The 25,946-nt window shown below is 70.0% G+C and carries 24 protein-coding genes and 4 pseudogenes; 11 read left to right on the top strand and 17 right to left on the bottom strand.

The genetic code is table 11. The features are described from left to right. The first annotated feature begins 588 nt into the window (after positions 1–588). Positions 589–1,620 (top strand): tetratricopeptide repeat protein, encoded by a 1,032-nt coding sequence (locus ACIA79_RS26245; RefSeq protein ID WP_399430791.1) that lies wholly within the window; start codon positions 589–591, stop codon positions 1,618–1,620. A gap of 193 nt (positions 1,621–1,813) precedes the next feature. On the opposite strand, the gene ACIA79_RS26250 is transcribed toward ACIA79_RS26245, so the two are convergent. From ACIA79_RS26250 to ACIA79_RS26260, 3 genes are all read right to left on the bottom strand, one after another. Next, the gene (locus tag ACIA79_RS26250; RefSeq protein WP_399430792.1) at positions 1,814–2,293 is read right to left on the bottom strand and encodes an ATP-binding protein; all 480 of its coding nucleotides are present in this window, start codon (positions 2,291–2,293) and stop codon (positions 1,814–1,816) included. 173 nt (positions 2,294–2,466) lie between these two features. Further along, complete coding sequence (locus tag ACIA79_RS26255; RefSeq protein WP_399430793.1) at positions 2,467–2,601, bottom strand: hypothetical protein; 135 nt, start codon at positions 2,599–2,601, stop codon at positions 2,467–2,469. After that, positions 2,594–3,568, bottom strand: a complete 975-nt coding sequence (locus ACIA79_RS26260) for an oxidoreductase (protein WP_399430794.1) — start codon at positions 3,566–3,568, stop codon at positions 2,594–2,596. Before ACIA79_RS26260 ends, ACIA79_RS26255 begins: the two co-directional genes overlap by 8 nt. A gap of 131 nt (positions 3,569–3,699) precedes the next feature. Here ACIA79_RS26260 and ACIA79_RS26265 point away from each other — a divergent pair, with 131 nt between their 5' ends. Next, positions 3,700–4,347: a TetR/AcrR family transcriptional regulator gene (locus ACIA79_RS26265; RefSeq protein WP_399430795.1), complete on the top strand. Its 648-nt coding sequence runs from the start codon at positions 3,700–3,702 to the stop codon at positions 4,345–4,347. A 440-nt stretch (positions 4,348–4,787) separates the two neighbouring features. On the opposite strand, the gene ACIA79_RS26270 is transcribed toward ACIA79_RS26265, so the two are convergent. The 5 genes and pseudogenes from ACIA79_RS26270 to ACIA79_RS26290 all read right to left on the bottom strand — a co-directional run bounded on the left by ACIA79_RS26270 (position 4,788) and on the right by ACIA79_RS26290 (position 8,476). Beyond that, positions 4,788–5,489, bottom strand: coding sequence for a bleomycin resistance protein (locus tag ACIA79_RS26270; RefSeq protein ID WP_399430796.1), 702 nt, complete (start codon positions 5,487–5,489; stop codon positions 4,788–4,790). Between the two features lie 556 nt (positions 5,490–6,045). Further along, the gene (locus ACIA79_RS26275) at positions 6,046–6,567 is read right to left on the bottom strand and encodes a GNAT family N-acetyltransferase (RefSeq protein WP_399430863.1); all 522 of its coding nucleotides are present in this window, start codon (positions 6,565–6,567) and stop codon (positions 6,046–6,048) included. Between the two features lie 186 nt (positions 6,568–6,753). Continuing rightward, positions 6,754–7,143 carry a VOC family protein gene (locus ACIA79_RS26280; protein ID WP_399430797.1) on the bottom strand — a complete coding sequence of 130 codons (390 nt, stop codon included), beginning with the start codon at positions 7,141–7,143 and terminating at the stop codon, positions 6,754–6,756. 97 nt (positions 7,144–7,240) lie between these two features. After that, positions 7,241–7,401: pseudogene (locus ACIA79_RS26285) on the bottom strand (IS5/IS1182 family transposase); the annotation flags it as partial. Between the two features lie 910 nt (positions 7,402–8,311). Next, on the bottom strand, positions 8,312–8,476 hold the full coding sequence (locus ACIA79_RS26290; RefSeq protein ID WP_399430798.1) for a hypothetical protein: 165 nt from the start codon (positions 8,474–8,476) through the stop codon (positions 8,312–8,314). A gap of 311 nt (positions 8,477–8,787) precedes the next feature. On the opposite strand from ACIA79_RS26290, the gene ACIA79_RS26295 reads away from it, so the two are divergent. Both ACIA79_RS26295 and ACIA79_RS26300 read left to right on the top strand, forming a co-directional pair. Continuing rightward, positions 8,788–9,222: an EamA family transporter gene (locus ACIA79_RS26295; protein WP_399430799.1), complete on the top strand. Its 435-nt coding sequence runs from the start codon at positions 8,788–8,790 to the stop codon at positions 9,220–9,222. 274 nt (positions 9,223–9,496) lie between these two features. Next, positions 9,497–9,907, top strand: a complete 411-nt coding sequence (locus ACIA79_RS26300) for a hypothetical protein (RefSeq protein ID WP_399430800.1) — start codon at positions 9,497–9,499, stop codon at positions 9,905–9,907. A 104-nt stretch (positions 9,908–10,011) separates the two neighbouring features. Here ACIA79_RS26300 and ACIA79_RS26305 read toward each other — a convergent pair whose 3' ends face one another. From ACIA79_RS26305 to ACIA79_RS26315, 3 genes and pseudogenes are all read right to left on the bottom strand, one after another. Further along, positions 10,012–10,359, bottom strand: a complete 348-nt coding sequence (locus ACIA79_RS26305) for a hypothetical protein (protein ID WP_399430872.1) — start codon at positions 10,357–10,359, stop codon at positions 10,012–10,014. A 61-nt stretch (positions 10,360–10,420) separates the two neighbouring features. Further along, positions 10,421–10,894 (bottom strand): annotated as a pseudogene (locus tag ACIA79_RS26310) (TIGR04222 domain-containing membrane protein); the annotation flags it as partial. Further along, on the bottom strand, positions 10,876–12,744 hold the full coding sequence (locus ACIA79_RS26315) for a serine/threonine-protein kinase (RefSeq protein WP_399430801.1): 1,869 nt from the start codon (positions 12,742–12,744) through the stop codon (positions 10,876–10,878). The gene ACIA79_RS26315 and the pseudogene ACIA79_RS26310, both read right to left, overlap by 19 nt. 323 nt (positions 12,745–13,067) lie before the next feature. Between ACIA79_RS26315 and ACIA79_RS26320 the strand changes: the two genes are divergently transcribed. Together ACIA79_RS26320 and ACIA79_RS26325 are read left to right on the top strand one after the other, a co-directional pair. Continuing rightward, complete coding sequence (locus ACIA79_RS26320; RefSeq protein WP_399430802.1) at positions 13,068–13,499, top strand: DUF4240 domain-containing protein; 432 nt, start codon at positions 13,068–13,070, stop codon at positions 13,497–13,499. A 653-nt stretch (positions 13,500–14,152) separates the two neighbouring features. Then, positions 14,153–15,136, top strand: coding sequence for a BtrH N-terminal domain-containing protein (locus ACIA79_RS26325; protein ID WP_399430803.1), 984 nt, complete (start codon positions 14,153–14,155; stop codon positions 15,134–15,136). Between the two features lie 108 nt (positions 15,137–15,244). Here ACIA79_RS26325 and ACIA79_RS26330 read toward each other — a convergent pair whose 3' ends face one another. After that, the gene (locus tag ACIA79_RS26330; RefSeq protein ID WP_399430804.1) at positions 15,245–15,697 is read right to left on the bottom strand and encodes a GNAT family N-acetyltransferase; all 453 of its coding nucleotides are present in this window, start codon (positions 15,695–15,697) and stop codon (positions 15,245–15,247) included. A gap of 617 nt (positions 15,698–16,314) precedes the next feature. On the opposite strand from ACIA79_RS26330, the gene ACIA79_RS26335 reads away from it, so the two are divergent. The 3 genes and pseudogenes from ACIA79_RS26335 to ACIA79_RS26345 all read left to right on the top strand — a co-directional run. Continuing rightward, positions 16,315–16,860 (top strand): MOSC domain-containing protein, encoded by a 546-nt coding sequence (locus ACIA79_RS26335; RefSeq protein WP_399430805.1) that lies wholly within the window; start codon positions 16,315–16,317, stop codon positions 16,858–16,860. A 449-nt stretch (positions 16,861–17,309) separates the two neighbouring features. Further along, positions 17,310–17,891: pseudogene (locus ACIA79_RS26340) on the top strand (alpha/beta fold hydrolase); the annotation flags it as partial. Between the two features lie 2 nt (positions 17,892–17,893). Beyond that, a pseudogene (locus ACIA79_RS26345) lies at positions 17,894–18,091 on the top strand (helix-turn-helix domain-containing protein); the annotation flags it as partial. Positions 18,092–18,545: 454 nt separating this feature from the next. Here the strand turns inward: ACIA79_RS26345 and ACIA79_RS26350 are convergent. From ACIA79_RS26350 to ACIA79_RS26360, 3 genes are all read right to left on the bottom strand, one after another. Further along, positions 18,546–18,818 carry an SH3 domain-containing protein gene (locus tag ACIA79_RS26350; RefSeq protein WP_399430806.1) on the bottom strand — a complete coding sequence of 91 codons (273 nt, stop codon included), beginning with the start codon at positions 18,816–18,818 and terminating at the stop codon, positions 18,546–18,548. Positions 18,819–19,476: 658 nt separating this feature from the next. Further along, entirely contained in the window at positions 19,477–20,214 is a 738-nt protein-coding gene (locus ACIA79_RS26355; RefSeq protein ID WP_399430807.1) for a VOC family protein, read from the bottom strand. A gap of 58 nt (positions 20,215–20,272) precedes the next feature. Then, the gene (locus ACIA79_RS26360) at positions 20,273–20,413 is read right to left on the bottom strand and encodes a hypothetical protein (protein ID WP_399430808.1); all 141 of its coding nucleotides are present in this window, start codon (positions 20,411–20,413) and stop codon (positions 20,273–20,275) included. Positions 20,414–20,800: 387 nt separating this feature from the next. Between ACIA79_RS26360 and ACIA79_RS26365 the strand changes: the two genes are divergently transcribed. Beyond that, positions 20,801–22,237, top strand: coding sequence for a hypothetical protein (locus ACIA79_RS26365; RefSeq protein WP_399430809.1), 1,437 nt, complete (start codon positions 20,801–20,803; stop codon positions 22,235–22,237). Between the two features lie 585 nt (positions 22,238–22,822). On the opposite strand, the gene ACIA79_RS26370 is transcribed toward ACIA79_RS26365, so the two are convergent. After that, the gene (locus ACIA79_RS26370; RefSeq protein ID WP_399430810.1) at positions 22,823–23,236 is read right to left on the bottom strand and encodes a VOC family protein; all 414 of its coding nucleotides are present in this window, start codon (positions 23,234–23,236) and stop codon (positions 22,823–22,825) included. A 404-nt stretch (positions 23,237–23,640) separates the two neighbouring features. Beyond that, positions 23,641–24,480 (bottom strand): SDR family NAD(P)-dependent oxidoreductase, encoded by an 840-nt coding sequence (locus tag ACIA79_RS26375; RefSeq protein ID WP_399430811.1) that lies wholly within the window; start codon positions 24,478–24,480, stop codon positions 23,641–23,643. A 274-nt stretch (positions 24,481–24,754) separates the two neighbouring features. Here ACIA79_RS26375 and ACIA79_RS26380 point away from each other — a divergent pair, with 274 nt between their 5' ends. Further along, on the top strand, positions 24,755–25,945 hold the full coding sequence (locus ACIA79_RS26380; RefSeq protein WP_399430812.1) for an NAD(P)/FAD-dependent oxidoreductase: 1,191 nt from the start codon (positions 24,755–24,757) through the stop codon (positions 25,943–25,945). Position 25,946: the final 1 nt, after the last annotated feature.

The following is a 25,946-nucleotide window of genomic DNA, read 5'->3' on the forward strand; positions in this document are numbered from 1 at the left end:
GCTGCCCGCAGCGCTGGGACCGGTGCGCGAGGCGGTCTTCCTGTCCCCCGACGAGCTGGTGGTCGCCGGCCCGCGGGGAAGGTGGGGCCGCTTCGAGGTGGAGTCCGGCGAGCTGGTGCCGACCGTGCGTGAGCGGGGACGGGCCGGACGGACAGGGCCTCTTCGCGCTGCCCGCGTGGGGCGCTGTGGGCGGGTCGGGGAAGAAGGGCCGGGCCCTGTGCCACGACGCGGTGACGCTGGCCCCGATGGCGCTACCCGGCCCGCTCGCGCCAGCGGCCGGCAGCCGGCCGTGCCGGATGACGGCTTCGGCGGACGGCCGGTACGTGGTGCACCGCGAGCAGTACGACGCTGGCGGCGCGGCGCCTTAGACGGGAGCCCGGTCGTGGTGCACGACCTGGGCCACCCGGCCGCGCTGCTGACCCGGCCGGTGAGTTCGCTGACCCCGGCCGAGGCAGCGGCGCTGGCCGGCCACAGAGCGGGCCCGCCGGCACCCGCGAACTGATGAGCCTGGCAGCAACGCTGGCGAGGGCACGCCCGAATCCGTACGCACAGGATGAGTGAGCCGATGGCGAGGAATTGGTTCCGCAAATGTCGCGGGACGGACGGACCGGACCGAACGGACTCTGCCGGCCGACAGGCGGAGCAACCGCCGCGGACCGGCGAACACGCCCTGCTCGATCTGGGCCTGGAGCGTCCCGAGCCGGGAGCACAGCGGCTGCTCCCCGACAGCTGCCGATCGCTGCGCGAACGGCTGGACGAGCTGGAGCACCAGCACGGCCCGGCCCACGAGGACACCATCGAGATGCGGAGCCGGCTGGCCACGATGCTGACCGTCCTGGCCCTGGCTGCCGAGCGGCTGCGACCCGGCGACACCCAGGCTCACGAGCACGCCCTGGCGCTGCATGTGGAGAACATCATCCACGCATCCCGTGCTCTCGGCGCGGACTCCTTCGACGCCCTGTCCGTCTGGGAAGGCGCAGGCTCCGTGGCGCTGTCCGCGGGGTGGACCGAGAAGTCCATCGGCTTCCCGGAGGAGGCCGTCGCCGGATACCGGCGCGCCGCGGGACCGGACGACGAACGCACCCAGTTCTGCTGCTCCCGGCTGGCCGAGGCGTACGAGGCGGCCAACCGGACCGACGAAGCGATCACCATGTGGGAGCAGGTCGTCGAGACGGGACGCCGTACGCTCCGCCCCGGCGACGTCATGCTCGGCGAACGCAAGAACGGCTGTTCCGGGCATACCACCAGGCCGGGCGCAACCCTGAGGCCATCGCGCTCTGCGAGGAAATCATCGCCGACAAGGCGGAGTTTAGCGGGCCGGACGATCCGAGCGTGTTCATCTGGACGGACAAGCTCGCCCACCTCCTGCATGACGCCGGAGACCTCGCCGGTGCCATCGCCTGCTACGAGCGCGCGATCCACGGCCTCACGGAAATCACCGGCCCGCGCCACCCCGATCTCGCGTTCCGCCACAACCTGGCCATCGCCCATCTGGAGGACGGCCATCCACAGCGAGCACTGCCGCACCTCGAACGGGCCCTTGCCATCCGCGAAGGCGCGTTGGAGCCGCACCATGCGGACAACCCTCAACACCCTGCTGAGGCCGACCTCCGGCTATGAGCGGGCCGGCCGGCTGGAGAAGGCCGTGGCTTGCGCCCAGCGCCTGGTCATCACCCTGGAACAGGTGGCTCCGCAACACCCGTGACTGCCGGAGCCACGGGCTTACCGTGAGCGGCTGGCGGAGCCACGATGAGGGGAGACACCACGCCACTCGCACGGCATGGCTTGACCAGCGCTCGTCGTGCGAGGGGGGTCAGGGTGTGGTGCGCCCGGCGATGTCTCCACCGGGATCGTCGGCCAGCGCGATCACCGCGGTGACGCGTTTGCCGACCGGTTCCCGGCGCACCTCGTAGGCCTGGCTGACAGCATGGGTGATCTCCAGGCCGTGGCGGCCCACGCGCTGCGGATCGGTGGCGGCGACATCCGGCAAGGCCGGGTCGCTGTCCCACACCGACACCCTCACCGTGCCCGCGACGATCTGCAGTTCGAGCATGACGGGACCGGGTGCGTACTTCACCGCGTTGGTGACCAGCTCGCTGACCACCAACTGGGTCATGCCCATCGCCCGCTCGGAAACCGGCAGACCGTGCACGGCCTGCACCTCGGTGAGGAATCCGGTCGCCAGATGCCGGGCCGCCCCGATACAGGAGGTGTCTCCGTCGTAGGCGGCAGACGCCGACAACGACAGGCTGTCCCCTGTCTTCCGTCCTTCGTCCCCCGCGGCTTGCTCCATGTACTCCCCCGCCCTATCTCACGCGATTGTCACACGAACACCACCACGTGTCCGCGAAGCATCGCACGCTCCCTTTCCGGCTGCCCCGCTTCAGCGCGTTTGAGACCGATCCGACCGGGCTGACACCGTGCTGGACATACGTGCGCGTGGACAGGCGGCCTCGACGGGGTGATTCAGCGGCGCTCCGGCATCGCGGGGGCGGGATCCTGGACCGCGTGCTCGTCGAGGGTACGCAGTTCCGTGACGGCTTCCAGCTGGCGGGGGTTGGTCAGCTGGGCGCGGCCGTCGCGGGCGGCGGACTCACACATCCGGCACGGGGTGGGAGGGGCATGCACCATGGTCGAGCAGCCGGAAGCGGACGCCGGTGAGCTTCTCGGACACCTCCCACAGCCGACGGGCGGTGGTGACGTCACGGATGGCGCGCTCCTGGTTGCGCATCACGGGCTCGCCGCGCAGCTGCAGCGGCCCGTCGGGCACGACGTACGCTCCACCCGGCAGGTCCGGGACGGTCGCGGCGTACAGGGAGGTCTTGGCGCCTTCGGGGGTCGGGCGGAAGGCGACGCGGACCAGCAGCCGGGTCAATGTCGCATAGAGGCGGCCGCGGTTGCCGTTGGCGCCGCCGGTGAGCACGTTGGTGCGAGTGAGGCCGGGGGCGACGGCCATGCTGCGCAGCCTCAGGCCGGCGGCGTCGGCGCGGCGTTGCAGTTCGGTGGCGAAGTAGAGATTGGCACGCTTGGACTGCAGGTAGGTGAACATCGCGCGATAGCGGCGTTCGGCGTTGAGGTTGTCCAGGTCGAAGCGAGCGAACCGCTGGCCTTCGCTGCTGACGGTGACCACCCGTGGATCGGCCGAGGCGAGCAGACGGGGCAGCATCAACCCGGTCAGGGTGAAGGTGCCCAGGTGGTTGATCCCGAACTGCGACTCGAAGCCATCGGCGGTCCGGGCGAACGGCACCATCGCCACGCCGGCGTTGTTGACCAGCAGATCGAGCCGGTCATGGTCCCAGTCGTCGGCGAACGCGTGTATGGAGGCAAAATCGGCCAGGTCGAGGAGGCGCACCTCGGCACGGGCGCCGGGCGCCCGGGCGAGCAGCCGCTCCAGGGCGGCCTGGCCTCGCCGGTGACTGCGGCAGGCCATCACGACGTGGGCGCCCCGGCGAGCGAGCGTCTCTGCGGTGATCTGGCCGATGCCGCTGTTGGCTCCGGTCACCACCGCCAGGCGGCCGGTCTGGTCGGGGATGGAATCAGGCGTCCAGGAGCGGCAAGCGCTGGGCATGGCTTTCCTCTTAGGTCATCGGGTGAGGCGTCCGGTACACAACTGGACCGGACGCACCCTCATTGCAACTTTTAGTTGCGATACGCTGGACCCTGGCACGCAATCGGCCCGTAGCGCAACTAGGAGTTGCAATGGATGAGGATTTCTCCGGTCCCGCCCGCCCGGTCGGGCGCGGCCGCAAGGCGCAGGCGGCGGTCCGCGCCGCCACTCTCGCCGAGTTGCTGGACCGGGGATACGCCGAGCTGACCGTCGAGGGCGTGGCCCAGCGGGCCGGGGTGCACAAGACAACCGTCTACCGGCGCTGGAAGGATCGCGCGAGCCTGGTCGTGGACGCGCTGGCCGAGCACTTCGCGACCGACATCCCGGCCCCGGACACCGGAGCCGTCGAGACCGACCTGCAAGCGCTGGCACGGGCACTTGCGCACTCCATGACAGGACCGGTGGGCAGGGCGGTGCAGACCGCGATGCACTCCGACGCAGGCCGGCTGCCGGAGATCGCCGAGGCCCGACGGAAAGTCTTCGCCGACCGGTTCCGGCGCGCCGAGCCCGTCATCACCCGCGCCATCGAACGAGGCGAACTTCCGGCGGAAACCGATCCGGTCGAGGTGCTCAAAACACTGGCCGCGCCGATCTACTTCCGATTGCTGGTCAGCGCCGACCCGATCGACGAGGGTACCGCCGACCAGGCCGTGCGGATCACGCTCGCCGCCGCCCGCGCCGGCGCCCTGACACGGAGCTCGCCGGACCGGTCAGGCCCTCATCCGTCCGCCCCGGTCTGACGTGCAGTCGAGGAACCTCGGCTGCCTCACCTGAGCTCGGTCCATCGCGGCGTTGGAGCACGACGGGGTTTTGGACAGTCTGGTGCGAGGCTCGCGCAGTTTCCTCCAGGTACGGGCCGGACTGCCGCGCCCCTCGGGCCCGCGCGAGCACTGACGGCCGTAGGGCGCCCATCGAGGAGCGGGGCGCAGACGGGAGACGGGACGGCCGTCGATGAGGCCGGTGCAAGCGCCGGAATGCGTCGGGCAGTGCTCTTGACCGGGCCGGCGAGGGCGTCGCCCCCGCCGTTCCGCCCGGCTGCCCGCTTCAGCCGGGCAGCGGGGCGGCGACACGGCGGCGGCCCCGCCAGGCGGCACGACGACCGGGGCGGCGAGAACTGATCGGCGACGATACCGATCGCCGCCCTCAACGAACGGCTGGGATGAGCGCTGGGGAGAAAGCGCTAGACCTGCAGCTCCGCGAGACGCGCGAGGTCGTCGCGGACCGAGTCCTGCTCCTCGCCTGTGAGGTGGATCGCGGCGGCCGCCGAGAGCACGGAGCTTGCGGTCTCTTCGTCACCGAGGCGCCCGGCGACATCCGCACGCAGCACCAGGAGGCGCAGCAACTGCACATCGGTGGGGCGCTTGTCCTCGAGGCGCAGTACCTGGTCGAGGACCTTCGCGGCTGCCTCCGGGTCATCCCTGGAGTCCGCGAACAGTGACGCGTAGTGCAGGGCCCGGGAGAAGGTCTCCTTGGGCGCGGGCCGGTGATGCAGGTCCTTACTGATCGGCTGACCGATGCGGATGCAGTTACCGCCCGGATCGGTCATGAGGAACTGCCGCATGCCGTGCGACGCGTCCCTCAGCGCCCCGATCCGAGGCAGGCCGCGGGCCGGAACCCTCCCGTACCTTGCTTTGAGTCCAGCCCGGAAGGCCTGGTGCAGCCCATCGACGTCATCGGTCCTGATGTAGCACGTACTGAACGATTCGGCCGGATCATAGTGCTTCATCCCGAAGAACTGGAGCTGGATACCGCCGCGTTCGACAGCCGCGTACGGGTTGGGGCTCATCTGCTGGAACGTCACATCGAACCCGAGGGCGCTGTAGAAGTCGACCACGGGCTGAATGGTGCGGCACGGCAGTATCGGAATCGTCTTCTCGTTCACGTGCCGAACCCTAGTCAAGTTTGACTACACCTGCGAGGGGTTTGCCGGTAACCGGATCCGGTGAGGTCCCCGGCCTTCTCCCACCCCGCCGGGCCTGGAGCACGACGACCGACGGCTTGAAGAACGTGACGCACGGCGCCCGGCGGCGCGGACAGCCGGGCGCGCTGCCGGCCCCGGAGCAGCAGCACGCCAGCAGACCGGGCCCCTGACAGCCGTTCAGCGGGGCAGTGCATCAGCCCTGTCTCGGGACGACGGACCGGAGGGCAACCAGACGGCGGTCGGCGGGCAACGGGCGCGGCCCCGGGCGCTCCGGCACACAGGCCGGCCCAGCGAACCAGCAGCAACGCGACTCCACTCGACGACTGGCCGGCACCGGTACGGCGGACCCGACCGCGCCGACGTCCCGGCCCAGGGTCATGACGCAGGTCCGGAGACATCGCGGCACAGCGGCGGCCGGCCGACGGTGGCCAGCGGTGCCGGCGGCCGGTGCCCGAGAGACGCAGCCAAAGGGCGGCCCCCTGGCTGCGCCTGTCGAGCAAGAGCCGCCGGGCGGGGCTCAGAGGCCCTTGCGCATGAGAACGCACATCGTCTCGTGACGATGGATCGACCCGTCGGGCCCTTCCTCGTCCCAGGCGTCCGGTTCGCGACCGTGTGCGACATAACCCAGGCGCTCGTACAGGGCGCGCGCCCGGACGTTGTCTTCCTCCACAGCGAGTTCGGCCCTGCTCAGCCCGCGGTCCCGGATCCGCCGTTCGGCAGCTCGGACCAGCAGCGTCCCCAAGCCGCAGGACTGCAGCGCCGGCAGCACGGCGAGCTGCCACAGGGTCCCGGCTTCTTCGGAGACCTGGTAGTCGATGCCGCCGATCGCCACCGGCACGTCCACGGGAGTACATACCGCCAGGTAGTCCATCTCGCCCATCGCAGCGCGCGCCAGCTCTCGCCCTACGTGGCGCAGGTGGGTGGCCGAGCCGGCCCAGGTGCACGCCGGCAGATCCCGGGGCAGCAGATCACGAACGCTGACACGCATGGTGACAGTGGTGTCGGCGGAGTCGTCTGCAGTGGTCACGCCGTCAAGCATGTGTCCGCAGCGACGGCGCGACAACGGATTTCTCCCCGGCTTGGCCCCAGCGTCCGCGTCGGCCGGGCTCCCTGCCATGCGCCGGCGTGTCTCGGAGACGTCGAACACTAAGACGACGTTTCCTTTGGTGCCGGTGGCGTTGAGGGCCGCGTCCCGTGCCGGGGGCGCGGCCCTTGGTGCGCCTGCTTACGACGGCCAGCCTCCGTAGGGCACCGTGATGAGTTCCATGGCGTGGCCTGCCGGGTCCATGAAGTACACGCCGCGCCCGCCGTCGTGGTCGTTGATCACGCCGGGCCGTTGCCGCTGCGGGTCGGCGTAATGCTCGATGCCGCGCTGCTCGATTTGTGCGTACGCCGCGTCGAACTCCTCCTCGGAAATCAGAAAGGCGTAGTGCTGCGGGGTGATCCTGTCCGCGGGGATCGTGGCGAAGTCCAGCGTGACGCCGTTGCTCAGGTCGACTGCGATGAACGGGCCCCACTCTGCGGTGATCTCAAGGCCCAGCAGGCCCGCGAAGAACTCAGCGGATTCCCGATTGTCCCGGGCATGGACGATCGTGTGATTCAGCTCGACTGACAAGGAATGCCTCCAAGGGCATCTCCCGGCACCTCCATGCCTCACCCAGCCGGTGACCGACACGCGGTGCTGCAGCCGATCTTAGTCATACTTTCTGGATCTTCGATCCGTTCCTGCCTCGGTCGGTCGGATTCGGTCCGGTCAGTGGCTCCCCCCTTTTCTTGCGCGGCCCTCTGGCTGACGGAGTCAATGGCACACTGCGATCAGGTCCAGCTCGCTGCGGGCTCCAAGTTCGTCGACGAGATGAACTCGGTGGAGCTGTGCCAAGTCCCGGTCCCGGTTCGGGAAGGCTCACGGTGGAGTCGTACGGCCGCCCCGGACGTCCTCAGCCTCTTCGGATGTGGCACCGCTCGCCGGCGGGTTCAGCAACAGCCACGCCGTCAGCGCGGCATGAAGCTCGGAGACTTCGTCACGCTCCAGCACGACGCCCGCCTGCCCGGCGCGCAGGCGCACCCCGTTCGCCGTGACCGAGTACCCGATCACCCCGCGGGGAGGGCCCGATACCTGCGCCCCGCGGCGCAGCAGGCGCAGCAGCTCCGCGGCCCGCGGCGTCCACGCAGGCGCAGGATCGTTCCCGCCCGTTCGACCAGCGGAGCCTCGGTGACCGCCAGACGCACACAGGCCGGCGGGACGAGGGCCTCCTCGTACCCACGGCCCTGGTACTTCCCCCACAGGCCCCCGCAGATCCCCGACACGAACGTGCACGGGATGCTCGCCGATCGGCATCCTCGGCTTCGAGGTGTGCCCGGGCAGTCCGTACGCACCGCTCGCCAGGTGCAGTCGGCCGGTCTGCGTCACGATCGCCGTCATCTGATACATGCCGTTCCCCAGCCGGAACCCCACCACCGTCGTCGGCATCCACCCTCCCACCGTGCTGCCAGCCCGCTCTGGGTCGGACCGTACCGGCGCCCCCGGCGCGGCAGGCGCCGGTTCACGGACATTCAGCCACCCGGCCCCCTGTTCCTGGAGAGCACGGCGGCTGAGCTCGCGCGGCGCACGGGAGTGCCGCCCGACGGGCTCGGCGGGTCCCCCTCGCGGGCGCGACGGCCCAAGTGGGCCGCATCCTTGCTGCCCCGGCGCCGCGAGATGGTCGCGGAGGCGAACCGCGAGGCCTTCGCCTGACTCCCGGCCGGACCTGAGCTGACGGAGCGCAGGACAGTCCGCAATGTCCTCAGTTCGCAGTGCGGCGGTCGTCGTCCAGGTAGGCCATGGCGTAATCGTGCTCGTCCGGATGGCGGGCGAGGCGGGCCATCACCCACGCGGTCCTCGCGTCCATACCCTCGCCGAAGTCGGCGGCCAGGCGTCGCGCCTGCCACGTCGTACGCGGGGCGAGCACCCGCCGCCGGGACCCTCCTCGCCGGCCATCACATCGCCTTCTTCGAAGCCGTCGACCACATCCCGCTCGGCGTCGTCGCCACCATCGAATTCCTCGGCCCCTTCACCATCGCCTGGTCGGCTCGCGCCGCTTGATCGATCTCCTGCCGGCGTGCCTGGCGGCAGGTGGCGTCATCGTGCTCAGCAACACCGGCACCGGCCCCTTCCCCCGGCCGGCCTCGTTCTGGCGGCCGGAACAGCATGCTGCTGGACCGGATACATCCTCGTCTCCTCCCGCATGGCCACCCAACTCAGTGGGGCCAGGGCCTGGCCGTGGTAGCCCTGCTCAGCGCCCCCTACGGCATCGCCCGCGCCGGCAGTGCCCTGCTCGACCCGGACGTGCTGGGCATCGCGGCCATCGTGGCAGTCGCGTCCAGTGCGCTGCCCTACACACTCAACCTGGAGGCCCTGCGCCGTATCCCGCCCCGCGTCTTCAGCGTTCTCACCAGCCTGGAGCCCGCGGCGGGCGCCGTGTTCGGCTTGCTCATCCTCGGACAGCGTCTCGGCCCGGCCCAGTGGGGACTGGGCATCGCCGCCGTCGTCGGCGCCTCCACCATCACGACCCTTGCCGGCACCCGCGGGCGCCAGACCTCGCCAGGTCCGGGCAGCGCATACCCGAGCTCCCGACCAGGACATCGCTCCACCGAGGCCGACACGTCCGCAGCCGCTCGACACGTCAGCCGAGTGAAGCGCCGTTCCTACCCATGATCTGCGTGCCCGCGCGCTGGGGACTGGCCAGTAGCTCCACGCAGCGACGGATGAACGGCCGGACGGCCGGGGGCGGCGGGCCCACGACCGATCGACGGTGCCCGCTGCCGACGGCCATCAGTGCGCTTCCGCACCGCAGGGATCGTGGGACGGTGCCAGCAGCGCAGCAGTGGGGCAGGCGGAGTGGCTGAGCAGTCTGGCCCGTTCAGCAGCCTCCAGGAGGCCGCACAAGGGGGCGGGGCGCCGGACAGTACGGTCCTGCTAGCTTTCCCACATGGCCGACTTCACCAACAGGCGACGGATCACTTCGGTGGCGCAGCTCAATTCCATCCAGAGGGAGCAGATCGCACTCTGCGGTGCCGCTTACGACGACGAACAGCTCCCGGCCGACCGTCGGCTCTCCTCGGATCCCGACGACGAGTCCGTGCTGAACTTCTGCGAGCTGTGGGACGTTGTGGCCGACGGGTCGCCCCTCTACGAGGCCTGGTTCTACCAGTCGGACAGCGGGTCGATCTTCCTGGCCGGGACCACCGAAATGGTCGCACAGATCGTCCAGTGCGGCCTGGAATGCGCTGACGGGGAACGCGAGCTGGAACTGGGCACGGCAATGGTGCGGGCCGGCCTGCTGCCGCCAGGCGATTCGGAGTTCGAGCGGTTCCGCCGAGCTGCCGACGGGACACCATAGGCCACCTGCCGGCGGGGAGCAGCCGCCGAACACCGCACGCCCTGGTCGGCTTGGCCGGCGCGGCCGCCCTCAGTCCCGCTGTCTGAATCCTTGCCGGTGTGCCCTCACCCGCCGCAGCCGCCGCACCCTCCTCCGTCGCCGCAGCCGCCCCCTCCGGACGACGGGCGCTCGCTCGCCTTGCGGATCGCTCGGCGCAGGCTCTTGTCATGGATGGTGCGCGTCCCGAAGAGGGCTACGCCGACCACTTCCCGGTCGGTGTGGGCCTGGGCGTGAGGGCAGGCCGGGGCCTTTGCCCAAGAGGAGCCGTCCAGGTGGCGGTGGGCTTCCCGCAGCCGGGCCAGGGCCGCCGCGCCCGCCGGGGTCAGCCGGCCCTCCGGCGAGAACCGGTCGAAGGGCGCAAGGAAGAGGCCCGCTGCCAGGAGCGCGAACGCCAGCAGCGAGGTGGCGTTCAACCAGGCCGCCGATCCGCTCTTCCCGGCGCGCGGCGAACGGCCCGAGGAAAATGGACATCAGGCGGACCGCGACGTGCCATCGCCAGGCCCGCCGCCACGCCCGCAGAGGCGGGAGCGGACGCAACAACCCTTCCTCGACGAGTTCCTGATCCAGGACATTCATGCGACCGGACGTCACCAGCGCCTCGTGCAGACGGTGCGCTTTCGTCTCCCCTCCGGCTGTTGTTTCCCGTACGAGAAGGTGCAGGCGTTCCGAGCCGTACGCCTCACTTGCGCCCGCCCGGGCCTTCTTCCCTTCCAGCACGAGGAGACCGGCCCGGTGCATCCGGAGGAGCACCGTGTCCGCGACGCGTTCCGGACCGCCGGCGAGCAGCGCCATGGCGAGGGGATCGGTCGGGTCGGGCGGATCGGGCGGGTCGGTCATCTCCGATGCCCCCGCCGGCGCACCGCCCTGGGACCGTCTGCGCACCAGCACGACCAGCGTCGCCCCGGCCGCCACGAGCGGTACGAGCCAGGTCAGACCGCCGTCGTACACAGCACGTTCCTTCCCCCGTCGACCTCGTAGGTCCAGTAGACGTTCCGGTCGTCCCGGCTGCGTGAGCAGTACCCGGCCGGATAGAACTTCTGGGCTTTGTGGTAGCCGGTGATCTGCAGCACGGTGTTGAAACCACTGGGGACCTTGGCCGCGTCGCAGTTCCAGAGATTCAGGGTCCGCGACGGGGTGATCGTGTGGCCGCTGCGCTTGGCCACGAAACACTGCCCCTTGCGGAACTGGCGCTCCACGCAGAGCGTGGTGGCGAAGGAATGGCGCGAGCCCGAGTGGTACCAGTAGCTGCGGCCGTTGCCGGAGGGGCAGTCGGCGAAGTGGATTCCCTCCCTCGCCGAGCTCACGCGCAGATAGGCGTTGGCGGCGGAGCAGGGGACCGTCTGTGGGGTCCGCGTCGACCACGATTCATAGCCGTCGTCGTACGCGGTGAGACAGTCGCCGCTGTCGACCGAGCGGAACGCCAGGTCCACGGCATCCGGTGCAGGGGTCGGCGCGGGGGTATGCCCAGAGATGGAGCCGGAGCCGTACGACGAGCCGTAGGTGGAGCGCGGCGAGGACGAACCGCTGCCCGTCGAGCCGGAATTGTCGGTATTCACCTGGTAGACGAAGAACGCCACGACCGCGAGCAGGATGAATCCGAACCATCCGCCGCCGCTTTTCCCCGCCGTCGGTGCCGCCGCCGCTGGTGCCAGTGCTGAGCGCGGTGGCGACGGCGTACTGGTCGAGGAGGCCGCAGGCGGTGTCCTGGAGGCGCGGGCGCGCCTGAGCTGCTCCTCGTGGGCGGCGAGGGCCGCGGCCATGGCGGCCTGCGCAGCCCGCGCCCGTTCTGCGCGCCGTGCCAGCTCCTCCGGGAGCAGCCGGGTCGGGTCCGGCGGCGGGAGCGGGCTCGTCCTCCGGTCCAGGGTCGGCCCCTCGGCCTCCCCCGTTTCCTGGAAGCGGCGCCCCTGGCTCTCGTACGCCCTGATCAGCTCCGTCCACCGCGGCGGCAACCAGCGGCTGCCGCTCGGGGAGTGCGGCAGGCCGTCGAGCGAGGCGGTGAACTGCTCCAGGACCTCGGCCGGTTCGGGCCTCGCGGCCGGTTCCGTCGCCAGGCACGGACGGATCAGCGGGATCAGCTCCTTCGGCAGCCCACCCAGGTCCAGGTCGCCGCGCTGGACGCGGGAAAGCAGCCGCAGCGTGTCCCCGTCCGCCGGGTAAGGCGGCCGGCCCACGGCGAGGTGGAAGAGGGTCGCACCGAGCGAGTAGACGTCCGCCGCCGCCGCCGTCGACTCCTCGCCCCTCGCCTGCTCCGGCGAGGTGAACGCTATGGTCCCCAGCGTCAGCTGGGTCCGGGTGAGGTCGCTGGCGTGCGAGATGCCGAAGTCGATCAGGCGTGGCCCGTCCAGCGGCAGCAGGACGTTCTGCGGCTTCACGTCCCGGTGGACGATGCCCATCCGGTGCAGGGTGACCAGCGCTTCCGCTGTCCCGGCAGCGACCCACCGTACGGCCGAGGCCTGCAGCACGCCCTTCGCGCGCACCAGCTCCGCCAGCGAGGGAGCGGCGATGTACTCGATCGCCATCCAGGGCCGGTCGGTGGTGGCGTCCGCGTCCAGCACCTGAGCCGTGTGGACGCTGGTCACCCGCTGGGCGAGCGCGACCTCGCGCGCGAAGCGACGGCGGTCGGTCTCCTCGACGACTCCCTCGGCGAGCAGTGTCTTCACGGCGACGAGCCGTCCCTCGCGTGTGCGGCCGAGATAGACACGGCCCATGCCGCCCGAACCGAGCCGACCGAGCAGCCGGTAGCGACCGAGCTGACGTGGATCGTCCCCACGCAACTCCTCTACGCGCGCCCCCGTCATGCTGTACCTCCCCCGTGGTACCCGTCCCGTCTCCACAGTGACACGAGGGCGGCGACCCGGCCACGGGTCTTCCTGCCCCGGACAGGGCCGGGACAGGAAGTTCACGCAATCGATATCAACTCCCGCATCGGTGACGCGCCTTGTCGACCGAGCGGTGGATGAACTCCGCGATCTCCAGGAGGTGCAGGGCGGCACCTCTGTCGCAAGGCCGACCCCTTCCTCACCCTGGTCCCTCAGCCGCAGCCCTCATCGGTTGCCGGCGGCCAGCCAGGGCAAGCACCTCGCACCCCGGCTTGTCACACCCATCAAGCATGCTCCCCGACATGAACGAGAACGCATTCTGGCAGCTCATCGACGCGTGCAGCCCGTCCCTCCCCGACCCCGAGGGCGAGGAGCTCGCTGCCGCCCTGACAGCCCGCATGGCGCACGGCCCCGTATCCGACGTGGTCGGCTTCGCCGAACAACTCTCCTGGGCCCTGTACAGGCTTGACCGCAAGGAGTACGGAGATGGCCTGTCGAGCGATCAGTTTCTCTACACCCGAGCGGCGGTCGTCGCAGCCGGCCGTGAGGAGTACGAGAGCGTACTTCGCGACCCACAGCGGTTCATGCCATACGCCAACGCCCTCATCTGGGCCGAGGCACTGCTCTACGTACCCGACAGCGCATACAAGCGCCTCACCGGCGACGCATGGGACCGCAGCACCCGATACAGCTACGCGTCCTACTCCAACACTGCCGGGTGGACCGATGCATAGCGTCTCGAACCGAGTCGCTCACCCGGGGATGCACCGGACGCGGGGTGGCCGTCCTCCGATCATGTGCTCCGACCACGGTGCGCGAGAGCACGCGACCGGCCATGGCCTTCTACCAACGGGCCGGCTGGACGCGGATCACCCATCCCGCACCCGGCGGAACCGGCCACGCCGCCGCCCTCGGCCCCCGTCATCCGGCCCGCACCGCCGCCCTTGCCCCCTCGAACCCGCTCGACCGGAGCAGTGAGAACCCCCGCGTAACGGCCGGCATCGCCAGCGCTTCCCGGACTGCTTCGCCTCCGTGCGGTCACACCCCCCGGCGCGCCGCTGCCCACGCCCCGGTCCGACGCTGCTGTGGCAGCGGTGAGACGCGGACCGGCGACGCCCCTGGCAACGGACGGCGCGCGGCGCCCGTGCGCACGTCGGACAGACAGCAGCAGGGCTGCCAGCAACACAGCAGGCGGTCCGCACAGAGCGGCGGTAGCAAACACGGGTCACCTTCAGCGGGCGGCACGCGGCCCGGGCTGAGGACAGGAGGACGGCGGCGGCCGGACGACCTCGGCAGCGGTACGGCGAAGAGTCGGCAACGGTGCTCCGGCGCGGGCATCCGCGGGGCGGCAGCGGACGGACCAGGACGACGGAGCAGAATGAGCGGCATGGCCATAGTGGAAGACATCGACGTCCGCGGTATGCAGCACTGTGAGACGACGGCATTGGGCGTGCTGCTGCGGCACGAGGGACTCGACCTGTCCGAACCCATGCTCTTCGGACTCGGCTCCGGGCTGTCCTTCATCTACTGGGACAGCAAGACCATGGGCTTTCCCTTCCTGGGAGGCCGGGTCAAGCCGTTCGAGCTCACCAAAAACCTGGCCGCCGCACTCGGACTGGGGCTTGTGGTCAAGGAGACCACCTCCCCGCGCAAGGCGTGGCAGAACGTGGCGGCACCCGTCGATGCCGGACGGCCGGTCGGCCTGCAACTCGACAGCTACCACCTGGACTACTTCAGCACCAAGGTGCACTTCGGCGGTCACATCGTGGCCATGTACGGCTACGACGAACAGGACGCCCATCTGGTGGACACCGCCCCACAGGGCGGAGCCGTCTCGACCAGCCTGGCCAGCCTGGCCAGGGCCAGAGCCGAGCGCGGCCCCATGACCGCCAAGCACCGCTCTTTCACCGTCACAGCGCCCACCGGTCTGACGCCACCGACAGACCGGATCGTCCCCGCGATCACATCCTGCGCCGACGCCTTCCTCAACCCGCCCATCGCGAACCTGGGTCACCGGGGCATCGAGCGGACCGGGGAACAAGTGCGGAAATGGCTGCAGCGCAGCGACAACCCGCACGAGGACCTGCCCCGCGCCGCCGTCCTCATGGAGAAGGCCGGCACCGGCGGCGCCCTGTTCCGCAATCTGTACCGGGACTTCCTCGCCGAGTGCGCCCAGCTGATCGACAGCAGTCATCTGCGCACCGGCCACAGCCTGTATGCCGAGGCGGCCACGCTCTGGACAGAAGTGGCCGCTCTCATCACGGCAGCAGGCGAATCCGGTGACGTGAAGCACCTCGTGGAGGCCGGCTCCGTCCTCCATGAGCTCTCGCGTATCGAACGTGATGCGATGCGGGCACTCAGCATGCTGTAGGACGCCTGTCCAGCCGGCCCTGCGCGGACCGCACGAGTCGGCTGGGCAACTCGCCTGGCACTCGCCCCATGCTCCGGCAGAACAGAGCGACGGAGTCCCCGTCCTCGATCAGAGCGTCTTCTTGAAGCCCACGTGGGAGGCCTCGAAGCCGAGCCGCTCGTAGAAGCGGTGGGCGTCGGTGCGTGTGACGTCGGAGGTCAGCTGAACAAGCCGGCAGCCCTGGCGGCGGGACTCCTCGACGGCCCACTCGATGAACTGCGTTCCCAGGCCGCTGCCGCGCTCGTCGGCGTGCACGCGGACCCCCTCGATGATCGAGCGGGTGGTACCCCGGCGGGAAAGTCCCGGAACGATCGTCAGCTGGAGGGTGCCGACCACCTTGCCCCCGCGAACGGCCACGACCACGTGCTGGTTCGGATCGTTCGCCAGGCGCTCGAAGGCGGCGAGGTAGGGGGCGAGGTCGTCGGGGGATTCGCGCTGTGCGCCCAGGGCATCGTCGGCGAGCATCGCGACGATGGACGGGAGGTCGTCCTCGGCGGCCGGGCGTATTTCAAGATCGCTCATGCCGCTCAGAATAGGCCGTGCCTCCAGGCTCCCTGGAAGCCATGTCGCATGTCAGGCAGCGGTTGTGCGTCCTCCTCCTCCGGCCTGGCGAGGATCGGGTCATCCCGTGGGCAGGGTGCCGTCGCCCGCGGGATGGGTTCACCTGGTGAACCGGGAGGCTAGCCAGGGTCGGCATCGGAGACGCCACGTCGGGGATGAGGAAGCCACGCCTCGCGAACGACGCCGGATTGCCGGCATCACGACGGCACGGCAGCGGTGACCGGCGCAGCGGTTGCGGAAGGTCGGGCGCCGGACAAGGCGGAGGCTCGGCCGGAACGGTGGCGGCACAGCAGGGCCACGGCGGCAGCGAGGGACACGGCCATCCGCGGCACGCTCAGCGGCGGCTCGTAGCCCCGTTCGATTCCCCTCGCGCACAACATCGCGTACGCATACACGGTCGCGTTCGGCGAGAAGCACGGGCCGGTCGGCGACCTGCCGAAGCGGAAGCGGAAGCGGCAGCCGAGCAAGGCCACGGCCGAGACGGACCAGCACACGGCAGCACGTTTCCGGCCCCTGTGGAGGTCCGACGTCGCGCCCCTATGATCGGCCCGACACACATACGGAGTACGGGGGCCAGGATGACCGGCCGGGTGACGGCGGTGAGCAGCAATGAAACGTACTCGTTCAGCAAACCCAACCGTATGTCCGTCAGGTTGATCGCCGGGCTGGGCATCGAAGGGGACGTCCACGCGGGCAAGACCATCCGCCACCAGTTCCGCATGACCTACGAGCCGGACCTGCCGAACCTGCGCCAGGTGCACCTCATGCACGAGGAGTTGTTCGACGAGCTCGCGCTCAAGGGGTACGACGTGTCGGCGGGCCGGCTCGGTGAGAACATCACCACCCGCGGCGTCGACCTTCTGGGGCTCCCCACCGGGACGTTGCTCCGCCTCGGAGCGGAGGCCGTGGTCGAAGTGACGGGCCTGCGCAATCCGTGCGCGAAGATCAACGACTTCCGCCCCGGGCTGCTGGGAGAGATGTTCGCCCTGGACCCGGTGTCGGGGGACTTCACCTTCAAGTCCGGCATCATGGCGGTGGTCCGTCAGGGCGGCCTGGTCCGTCCCCAGGATCCGGTCGAGGTCGAGCTGCCACCCGGCCCCCACCGGCCGCTCGAACGGGTCTGACGCCGGGGCTCCACGGGGAGCGGTCCGACGCGGGCTCGTGCAGTCGCACTGACCGGGCGAGCCCTGCCGGGCGCGCCGGGCGTCGTCGGGCCCGGGGCAGGGCACGCGCCGACGCGGCCGGCTCCAAGCCCGAGCAAGGTTGCGGCCGCACCCGACTCAGGGGCGCGCAGGGAACCACTCCCCCGGGGCAGGGGGAGCGGAACGCTGCATGCGCGAGGCCCCGGCACCCGACCCCGCGGGTACGTCGACGCCCGCCGCAAGCAGGGGCCAGGGCGTGGCGCAGCGGACCGCCGACGCAGTCAGAACGACCGGCCGCCGTATGAGTACGAGCCTGTCCAACCGCCGCCGGCGGAGCGCCGAACGGCGACGGCCGCCTGGTTTCGGCGGTCGTCACTCCGCGGCGACATATGTACAAGACCATCAGTCGGCAGCCCCTGCATCATCACCGCATGGGTGAACAACGCATTGAGTACGTGCACGGAATGCACGTGGTCCACGACGGCCCGTGGCAAGCGCCGCCGCTGCTGCTGATCCACGGATCGGGTGCCTCGGGCGCCACTTGGGGCCCGCTGGTCCCGGCACTCGCCGGCCACCATCACGTCGTCCGAATCGATCTCCCGGGCTGCGGCCGGTCCCGGCCCGCGCCGGCGTACGACGTGCCCGTGCAGGCGGGCGGGGTGGCTGCGGTGCTCGACGACCTCGGCCTCCATCCCGCTGCCGTCGTCGGGCACTCCAGCGGCGGCTACGTCGCCACCGCGCTGGCCGAACAGCGCCCCGACCTGGTGAGGTCGCTCGCGCTGATCAGCTCCGGCCCGAGCCCCGAAGCATTCCTTCCGCAGCCGGTCCTCCTCCGGTTGCTGTTGGCCCCGCCTCTGGGCCCCCTCCTGTGGGCCGTACGTTCGGACTCGATGATCCGCAAGAGCCTCGGCGTGGCGGACGCCCGTCCGGTGGACGTCCCGGACGACCTGGTCGCCGACCTGCGGCGCACCACGTACCGCACGACCAGAACGGTGCTGCGCTGCAACGGCGCCTCAAACAGGCCGCCCGACTGGTGCGGTTCGACCATGCCGCCCACCTCCTCGCGGCGGGTCACAACGCTGCCGGCGTTGCCGCCCGGAGCGGCTACGCCGACCAGTCCCATCTCCACCGCGAGGTCAAGTCCTTCACCGGGCTTACGCCCACGGCCGTGGCCATCGCACCGTGGCTCGCGATCGACGAGGTCGCATGGCCGGCTCATTGGCGAACCGGGGCCGGTGACAGGTGCACCCCCCGACACCCGTTGAACGATTGGCCGAGCGACACCCCGGCTCCCTCGACCGACGTCCCTCAGCGTGTCCATCCCGCTGCTACCGGACCTGCGCGGCGACGCGACGACACCCGCGCGTGCGGCGGTGAGCGGCACGGCAGGCCCTGAGGGCGGGCTGCGCGTACCGTACAGATCCCCGCAGCCGCAGGGACCCGAGCCTCTTCCTCATCCTCGAGATCCCGGTGCAGGGGGATCCGTCAGGCGACGCGAGGGGCCTGACGAGCAGAGAGCTGCGATACGGGCTCCGCGCGTTCGGTTCGTGTCGGGAGTGAAGAGCGTTCGGTCACCGCCTCGCTCACCGAGGCACCGGCCCGGTCCCGGGGACAGCCATGGGGATGTCCCCGGGACGGCTTGGTGGAGCCCTGAAGGAGCTCCCTTGTCAGCCCTGCGGGCCGGCCGGTTCGGCGTCCTTGGACAGCGGCACCTGTCCTGTGTTTTCGACGTGCCGGGCGGCGACCCACGCGGCTTTGTCGCGCAGCAGGTACCAGATGCTGTTGCCGTCGATGTTCTGAGCGTGCACTTTGCTGCGCAGGCCGACCTCGGCACCGTGGCTCAGGTTGCCGATGACCGCGGAGTCCGTGCTCGGATACCTCCGCAGGTTGACGCCGATGTTGCTGACGACGGTGCCGAACGGCTGCGGTGGACTGGGCATGATGGCCTCCAGGGGAATGCGGAGTGGCAGGACGCCGTCCGGTATCCGGACGGGTTGCCTGCAGAGTAGAGCCGACTCCCGCCGGTGAGCCGGAGGCGTGCGGAGGCACGCCACGGCCGGCGCCCGGGCGTCATTCCGACAGCTCCGTCCCTCAGCATTCGGGCCCGTCCTCTCGTGCGCAGCGCAGCCGACGGCCCGGCGGCGACACGGCGGCGTCTCCGGTCCGACACCGGGGCGGCCACCGTACGGCTACCGAGCGGCGGCAGCGCTTACGAGGGAACGACGACCGGCCGTCACCCGAGTGGCGGCCGAAACGGCAATGGGAGCCGACGAGGTCAGCCGGCGGCGTAACGGCCCGGCGGAAGAGCAGCGGCACGGCAGCGCGGTGCAGCCTGCGGACTCGGCGCAGCGGGCGGCCGCGGTCCGACGGCGGGGACCCGGGCAGGGCGCCAGGACGGCGGCAGTGCGGGAACATCACCGGCGGAGACGGCTGAGGCACGGGCGGCGGCACCACTACGGCGCCCGCTCATGCCTTCGCGGCGTCACGTGACGCTCGCTCACTCGCCGAGGAGACACCGCCTCGTCTCCGGCCGCCTCCCCTGAGGCCAGGCGGTCTTCGCCGCTGACCGGCAGACGGCCGGAGTCGTTGCTCATGAGGTCAGCTAGGAGTGAGGAGGCAGAACTCGTTGCCCTCCGGGTCGGCCAGAACCGTCCACGAGATAGCGGACTGGTCGATACCAGGGTCGGTGGCGCCCAGAGCGCGGAGCCGGGCCTCCTCCGCTGCCAGGTCGTCCCCGGGGTAGGGGCGGACGTCGAGGTGGACGCGGTTCCACCCGCTCTTGGTGTCAGGGGTGGCGACGAACTCCAGGTAGGGACCGACGCCCTGGGCGGAGCGCATGGTCGCTTGCCTGTCCGTGACCTCGTGCACCGTCCAGTCCATCGCCTCGCCCCAGAACCGGGCCATCGCTCGTGGGTCGGTGCAGTCGACCACCACCGCGGCGATCGGCCCGGTGTCCCGGTAGATCGGGCGGGGCTCCAGGACGCAGAACTCGTTGCCCTCCGGGTCGGCCATGACCGTCCAGGGAACGTCGCCCTGACCCACGTCGGCGAGCGTCGCGCCGAGGTCCTTCAGGCGCCCGACCAACTCGGCCTGGTGGGCGGCCGAGGTGGTGGCCAGATCGACATGCACCCGGTTCTTCACCGTCTTGGGTTCCGGGCGGGCGACGATGTCGATGCAGACGGCCGTGGGGTCTGGGTAGGCGAATCCTACGGGTTCGAGGTTGGTCACACCGGGTGCCTCGCTGTCGATGCCCCAGCCGAGTGCCTCCGCCCAGAACCGACCGAGCGCGGAATCGTCCTGAGCCTTCATATTGATCTGCACGAGTCTCGTTGCCATGCGCACATCCTAGGAAACCACTGCCGAGGCGCACAGGCGTGACGTCCCGGCAGCGCGGTTACCAGCAGCGGCTGCACGAGGATCCCGGCAACGCCTCCACGCATCCCGGCTCGCCGTGGCCGACGAAGTAGCCGTTGCCGACGTCCGGCCATGTGACCTCGCCGATGCTGCCGTAGAAGCCGGACCCCAGCAGCACCATCGCAGTGGAGCGACAACGGGCGCCACCCGCAGTGTACGGACCATCTACGAACCCCCAGCGGCCGTCCCGGCGCCCCCGACCGTGGTGGTCGCTCGAAGACTTCGCCGGACATGCCTCCCCGCTCGTCCTGGCAGATCCCACTTCGCCTCGCCGCCATGCTGGTCTCGGCACGGCGATGACGGGTGGGACACGTCCTGGCGTACAAAGCTACGCGAGCTGTGGGGGTGGCCGGGACGGCAGGCGGTCATGGTGTCGGAGTACGGCGGGTCACCTGTCGTCAGCCCCAGCTGCAGGGCGGCCTCCGACTGTCACGGAGCCAACGGTTGCTGTCATCCGGTCGGCTGGGTCCGGATGGCACCGACCACGCAAGGGCTGGAGCCTGATTCCATGGCGAACAGACCGAAGGTAGTGGTGGAGCCGCCCGACTTGCGGGGGCTGCGTGGGATCAGTATCGGCGGCGAGCCCGTGGGAAGCGTCTGGTCGCTCCGGGAACTACGAAGAGTCCTCAGGCGCCTCGGGTACCAGAGGAATATGGATGTGCATGACAGGTCATCCATCCACTGGCGCGGCGGAGGCAGCGAGACGTGGCCCGATCGCACGTGGGTCCGACGGATCACCAGCGCCTTGATGATCGTGGGGCTCCTCGGTTCCATGGTGATGCTCATCCTGATCGGCATTCCGGATGCATTCAACGCCCTTACCTTCGCCCAGCGAGTAGCAGGCGGCGTCTTCATTTTGTCCGGTGTGTATGTGGGGATGGCCGCCCTGGCGGCCATCGATTACTTCGGGAAGCGTCAGTGGAAGTACGCGGGGGCGGTCGTTCTGCTCGGAGTGCTCATTACTCTGGGTACCACCTCGATGCTTCTGTTCCTATGGCTTCAGGAAACAGAGTACACTCGCTATCTTTTCGCATACCTCCCCCTCTGGGTGTGGTCCGCATGGGCTCTTTGGCCTCTACTTCGAGGAAAGGCCTGGAGAGGGACCCCCCATCCGAAAAAATTCGCTGCGGGAGTGGCGGCAACAGCACTTATCGCCACGGTGAATCTAGCATACTCGGTCGTATATCAGCCCGCCTCTGCCCCCATTCTCTTCAAGCTCACAGCTCGCCTTGGAAGCCCGATTCAAACCCCCGACCGTCAGACGGTCTACGTTCCACTGAAATTGCATGCAAAAAACATCGGAAAGGTGGCGGCCTACGTCATCAACGATGATTTCTCCGTCTATGGGAACCGGGTGATGACTTCAGAAAAATCCGAGGAAGGACTCCGGGGACGGAGGAAAGCACTGACGAACGAGGAGACGGCCGATCTTCACGCCGACCCCCCCGAATGGGAGACCGTAACCACCGGAAAGATCACTTCGGCAGGTACCCACTTCGAACCTGGAGAGGAATTCAGCTACGAAAAGGTGATTCAACTTCCCAGCAGCGCCACATACGACTCGATGGAGGTCGTGTTCAACATGGATGTGCTGAGGAGGGATCGCGGAAGGATCGACAATGAATTTTTCATCCCGCACTACTCGTGGGATGACGAATCGGCGTGCCCGCCCGCGGAATGCGGGGAGTTCGTCACACATCGCGGCAGGTTGCGCCACAACAACAACCTGATCAATGTGACGCGTCGGCCGGTGTACGTCAATGCAGTTTATGCGATGGACCGAGATGACTCGTACACGTACACATACCTTTCATCATCTACGGATGACCAGCCGGATGATCCGGCTGAAGCAGAGCAGGAAAGCGAACGGGAGGGGGAGAGGTACGGAGTTTCCAGCCTCACAGCTAACACTGCAGTGCCATTTGCCGCCTTGTTGCAGCCATAGAAAGCTGATTGGCGCCCTTCATGCGCCCGCTCGCCGACCCCTGAAGGCGAGGTCGACCGCCGAAGACGAACTGCTGCGCACCATTACCGCCCAGGACATCCTCCTCTCCGCACGTCTGTACCATTCCGCGGCTCAGGCTGACGATTAGGAGACATACTCCGCCGGGCGAGTCCGGCACAGGGCAGCGGGCGAGGCCACGGTCCACCGGACGAGGACGGTCGGCCGCGACGGGAACACCACGACAGCGTTCCGCAGCGCAGGCAGCCCCGCGCTCGCTCGGCGCGGCCGCAGCCGGGACGCCGTGGGGTGCGACACGGCGGCAGCGGCCCGGCGGGGCCGGACGCGGTACGCGGCGCAGCGGACGCCGAGCGGCAACTCAGCGGCTCCTCGTCTCGCCGCCGGACGGGCGGACGGCCACCGCACGGCAACGACGCGGAGGACGACTCTCGACAGGACAGCAGGGCCGGCTGCACGGCCCCGTACGGCGGCGAACCGCGACACGGCCCGGTCGGCAGCGGCAGCACGACGACGCAGCAGAGAGCGGCCCCATGAGGGCACAGCACATGCGCGACGGCACGCGGGCGGTCAGGCGACGAAGATGCAGAACGGGTGGCCTGAGGGGTCCGCCAACACGAACAGCGGTTCTTCGGCGTCGTCGTGCCGGTCGAGCAGGAGGCGGGCACCCAGTGACTCCGCTCGCGCGCGCTGCCGGTGCAATGCGTCCACGTCCCGCACCGTGCAGTCCAAGTGGGCCTGCATGGGGATGTCATGGCGTGGCCATGTCGTGCGCGGCAGCTCGGCGACCTGCTGAAAGGCGAGCCTGGCCACGCCGTTGGCATCACGCAGGACGAGCCAATGCGGCTCGTCGCAGCCATTGTCCTGGGGTGGCTCGTCGCCGGGACGGTAGGAGAATCCGAGCAGCCGCCGGTAGAACTCCGCCAGTTCCCTCGGCCTGGTGGTGTCCAGCACCGTCTGCAAGAGCTGTGGGTACTCGGTCATGAGACCTCCATCGCCTTCCTCGACGTCCACTTGCTGGGCCGTGCCGGGTGGAAGCCGGCCGAGCCGTGCACTCGGGTGGACCGCGTCAGGCGCCGTGGCGGTCGCGAAGTCTTTCGTCCTGCCTCGGCATGCCCGACCGCCGGCGCCCGATCGGATGCACCTCGGCTTCCCGCCCGTCATACCCTCAACCGCGAAACAGCGCGTCAGCAAGGCAACAGAGGCGAAGCCCACCACCACCGGCGCTCCTTGCCATGAGTGCTGCCTCGCGTGCGGACGGCACCCATTGAAGTGGCTTCTCCCTCCTTGGCCGGAGCCCCGGGCCGGCCGACCCCGCAATCCGGGGGCACGGCACGGGAGGGCCCGTGCGGCAGCCCTCCTTCCGCATGGTCGCCCGGCCGTACGGTTCAGTCCGGGCGCCCCGCTGACGGCACACGGCCCACGAGGGCGTCGGTCAGCCTCATCAGCCGCTCGCGGGCTTCGGTGTCGTACGCCTGCTCATGGGCCCGGGTGTCGGTGAACTGGTCGAAATAGCGCCCCGTGGTGGACGCGAGGTCGGGGTCGAGCAGCAGCCTGACCGTCGGCCGCACTCCCTCCTCGACGTTCGTCACCGGGACGAGGCCGTACTCGCGCACCCCATCGGTGTCCATGAGGTGGGCGGGGTGGAGGGTGTTGACCGTGACGCCGGTGCCGTCGAGTTCGGCGGCCAGCTCGAAGGTGGCCATGATGAGGGCGAGTTTGCTGCGGCAGTAGGCGCGCAGGCCTTCGTAGTCCCGCTCCAGCATGATGTCGCCGAAATCGACGGTCTCCTGCCCGATCGAGGCGACATTGACGACCCGGGCGGGCGCCGAGGCGGTGAGCAGGGGAAGCAGACCGCGGGTGAGGGCGTACGGGGCGAGGTGGTTCACGGCGAAGCGCAGCTCGTGGCCCTGGGCGCTGAGCTCCCGCTTGTGCGGTTCGGCACCGCCGCCGGCGACGGCGTTGTTGATCAGCCCGTCGAGCCGGGGCTCGGCCGCACGGATCCGGGCCGCCATCGCGTGCACCTGGTCGAGGTCGGACAGATCGGCGAGGTAGGTACGGACCGTGGTGCCCGGAGCGGCGGCCCGCACCTCGGCGGCGACGCGGTCGAGGCGGAGCCGGTCGCGACCGTGCAGCAGGAGCGTCCCGCCCCGTGCCGCGAGGTCGAACGCCAGGCCACGGCCCATGCCCTGGGTGGCTCCGGTGATCAAAGTGGTGCGCTGTGTCATGCCGGCAGCCTGGCAGCCGGAAGCGGACGGCACCGAGTGTGAACCGGTCCTGGTGTCACCACCACCAGGCTCCGGGGCCGCGCGCCCCCTGCGCAGGGGTGCGAGTTTGCCCCCGTCTTCATCAGGCGTGGGCCCGCTGCATCGCTGCCCCAAGGGCCTTACACGGACGTCGCCTCCAGGACCCGGTTCGGTGACCGGCGTCACACCCGGCTTCTGTCAGCAATGGGGACGCCATCTCGTTCAAGGGGCACGCGACCGAGACAGGAGCAACGCCATGAAGCACCGCATCGTCGTACTGGGCGCCGGGTACGCCGGGGCTTTCGCCGCCGGGAACCTGGCGCGTCGGCTCTCCCCCGCCGACGCCGAGATCACCGTCGTCAACGCCGCATCCGACTTCGTCGAGCGGATGCGGCTCCACCAGCTCGCGAGCGGCCAGAACGTCCCGTTCCGGAAGCTCGCCGACGTGTTCGCCGGGACCGGCGTGCGGCTGCGGCTGGCGCGCGTCACCGGCCTCGACCCCGAGCGCAGGACCGTGGCCGTGACCGGTGAGGACGGTGACGGCGCGCTTGCGTACGACACGCTTCTCTACGCGCTCGGCAGCTCCGTCGCCCACCATGGCGTCCCCGGCGTGGCCGAGTACGCCTTCGATGTCGCCGACCGGTCCTCCGCGCTGCGCCTGCGTGAGCGCCTGGCCGGCCTCGGCGAGGGCGGCACCGTGCTGGTCGTCGGTGAGGGGCTGACCGGCATCGAGACCGCCACCGAGTTCGCCGAGTCCCGGCCCGACCTCTCGGTCGCGCTCGCCGCCCGCGGCGAGCCGGGCGCGTGGCTGTCGGCGAAGGCCCGCCGTCACCTGTGCGACGCCTTCCACCGGCTCGGCATCACTGTCCACGAGCACACCGACATCCGTACCGTCGAGCCGGCGCGGGCGATCGCCGCCGACGGTGGTTCGATCCCTGCCGACGTGACCGTGTGGTCGGCCGGCTTCGCCGTGCACCCCCTCGCGGCCGCCTGCGGTCTGGAGGTGGCCGGGACCGGTCAGATCGTCGTCGACCGCACCATGCGCTCGGTCTCGCACCCGGACGTCTACGCCGCCGGTGACTGCGCCTACGCGATCGGCGAGAACGGCCGGCCCCTGCCGATGTCCTGCGCCTCGGCCGGCTTGACGAACATGCAGGCCACCGCGGCGATCATCGCGCGCCTGACCGGCGGTGAGGTTCCGACCACCAGGCTCAAGTACTACGGCAACCACATCAGCCTCGGGCGACGGGACGCGATCTTCCAGATGGTCGACAGCGACGTCCGGTCGAAATCCTGGTACCTGGGCGGCCGGACCGCCGCGCGGCTCAAAGCGGCCGTGCTCCAGGGGGCCGCGTGGGGCATCGCCCACCCGACGTTCGGCATGCCGACGCGCAAGCACCGCCTGACCACCGCGCCCGACCGGGCCGGTGTGGGCGTCGCCGCCTAGG

Origin of the sequence: Streptomyces sp. NPDC051310, assembly GCF_044455245.1 — a bacterium.
GTDB lineage: Bacteria > Actinomycetota > Actinomycetes > Streptomycetales > Streptomycetaceae > Streptomyces.

Bases quoted from the DNA above. Each gene is read 5' to 3' on its own strand.
- ACIA79_RS26380 (WP_399430812.1), top strand. From the start codon at position 24,755: ATGAAGCACCGCATCGTCGTACTGGGCGCCGGGTACGCCGGGGCTTTC.
- ACIA79_RS26250 (WP_399430792.1), bottom strand. From the start codon at position 2,293: ATGGAGCAAGCCGCGGGGGACGAAGGACGGAAGACAGGGGACAGCCTG.
- ACIA79_RS26360 (WP_399430808.1), bottom strand. From the start codon at position 20,413: ATGGTGCTGCTGGGGTCCGGCTTCTACGGCAGCATCGGCGAGGTCACA.
- ACIA79_RS26260 (WP_399430794.1), bottom strand. From the start codon at position 3,568: ATGCCCAGCGCTTGCCGCTCCTGGACGCCTGATTCCATCCCCGACCAG.
- ACIA79_RS26365 (WP_399430809.1), top strand. From the start codon at position 20,801: ATGGCGAACAGACCGAAGGTAGTGGTGGAGCCGCCCGACTTGCGGGGG.
- ACIA79_RS26370 (WP_399430810.1), bottom strand. From the start codon at position 23,236: ATGACCGAGTACCCACAGCTCTTGCAGACGGTGCTGGACACCACCAGG.
- ACIA79_RS26255 (WP_399430793.1), bottom strand. From the start codon at position 2,601: ATGTGTGAGTCCGCCGCCCGCGACGGCCGCGCCCAGCTGACCAACCCC.
- ACIA79_RS26315 (WP_399430801.1), bottom strand. From the start codon at position 12,744: ATGACGGGGGCGCGCGTAGAGGAGTTGCGTGGGGACGATCCACGTCAG.
- ACIA79_RS26330 (WP_399430804.1), bottom strand. From the start codon at position 15,697: ATGAGCGATCTTGAAATACGCCCGGCCGCCGAGGACGACCTCCCGTCC.
- ACIA79_RS26350 (WP_399430806.1), bottom strand. From the start codon at position 18,818: ATGCCCAGTCCACCGCAGCCGTTCGGCACCGTCGTCAGCAACATCGGC.
- ACIA79_RS26355 (WP_399430807.1), bottom strand. From the start codon at position 20,214: ATGGCAACGAGACTCGTGCAGATCAATATGAAGGCTCAGGACGATTCC.
- ACIA79_RS26335 (WP_399430805.1), top strand. From the start codon at position 16,315: ATGACCGGCCGGGTGACGGCGGTGAGCAGCAATGAAACGTACTCGTTC.
- ACIA79_RS26265 (WP_399430795.1), top strand. From the start codon at position 3,700: ATGGATGAGGATTTCTCCGGTCCCGCCCGCCCGGTCGGGCGCGGCCGC.
- ACIA79_RS26300 (WP_399430800.1), top strand. From the start codon at position 9,497: ATGGCCGACTTCACCAACAGGCGACGGATCACTTCGGTGGCGCAGCTC.
- ACIA79_RS26245 (WP_399430791.1), top strand. From the start codon at position 589: ATGTCGCGGGACGGACGGACCGGACCGAACGGACTCTGCCGGCCGACA.
- ACIA79_RS26320 (WP_399430802.1), top strand. From the start codon at position 13,068: ATGAACGAGAACGCATTCTGGCAGCTCATCGACGCGTGCAGCCCGTCC.
- ACIA79_RS26325 (WP_399430803.1), top strand. From the start codon at position 14,153: ATGGCCATAGTGGAAGACATCGACGTCCGCGGTATGCAGCACTGTGAG.
- ACIA79_RS26275 (WP_399430863.1), bottom strand. From the start codon at position 6,567: ATGCTTGACGGCGTGACCACTGCAGACGACTCCGCCGACACCACTGTC.
- ACIA79_RS26375 (WP_399430811.1), bottom strand. From the start codon at position 24,480: ATGACACAGCGCACCACTTTGATCACCGGAGCCACCCAGGGCATGGGC.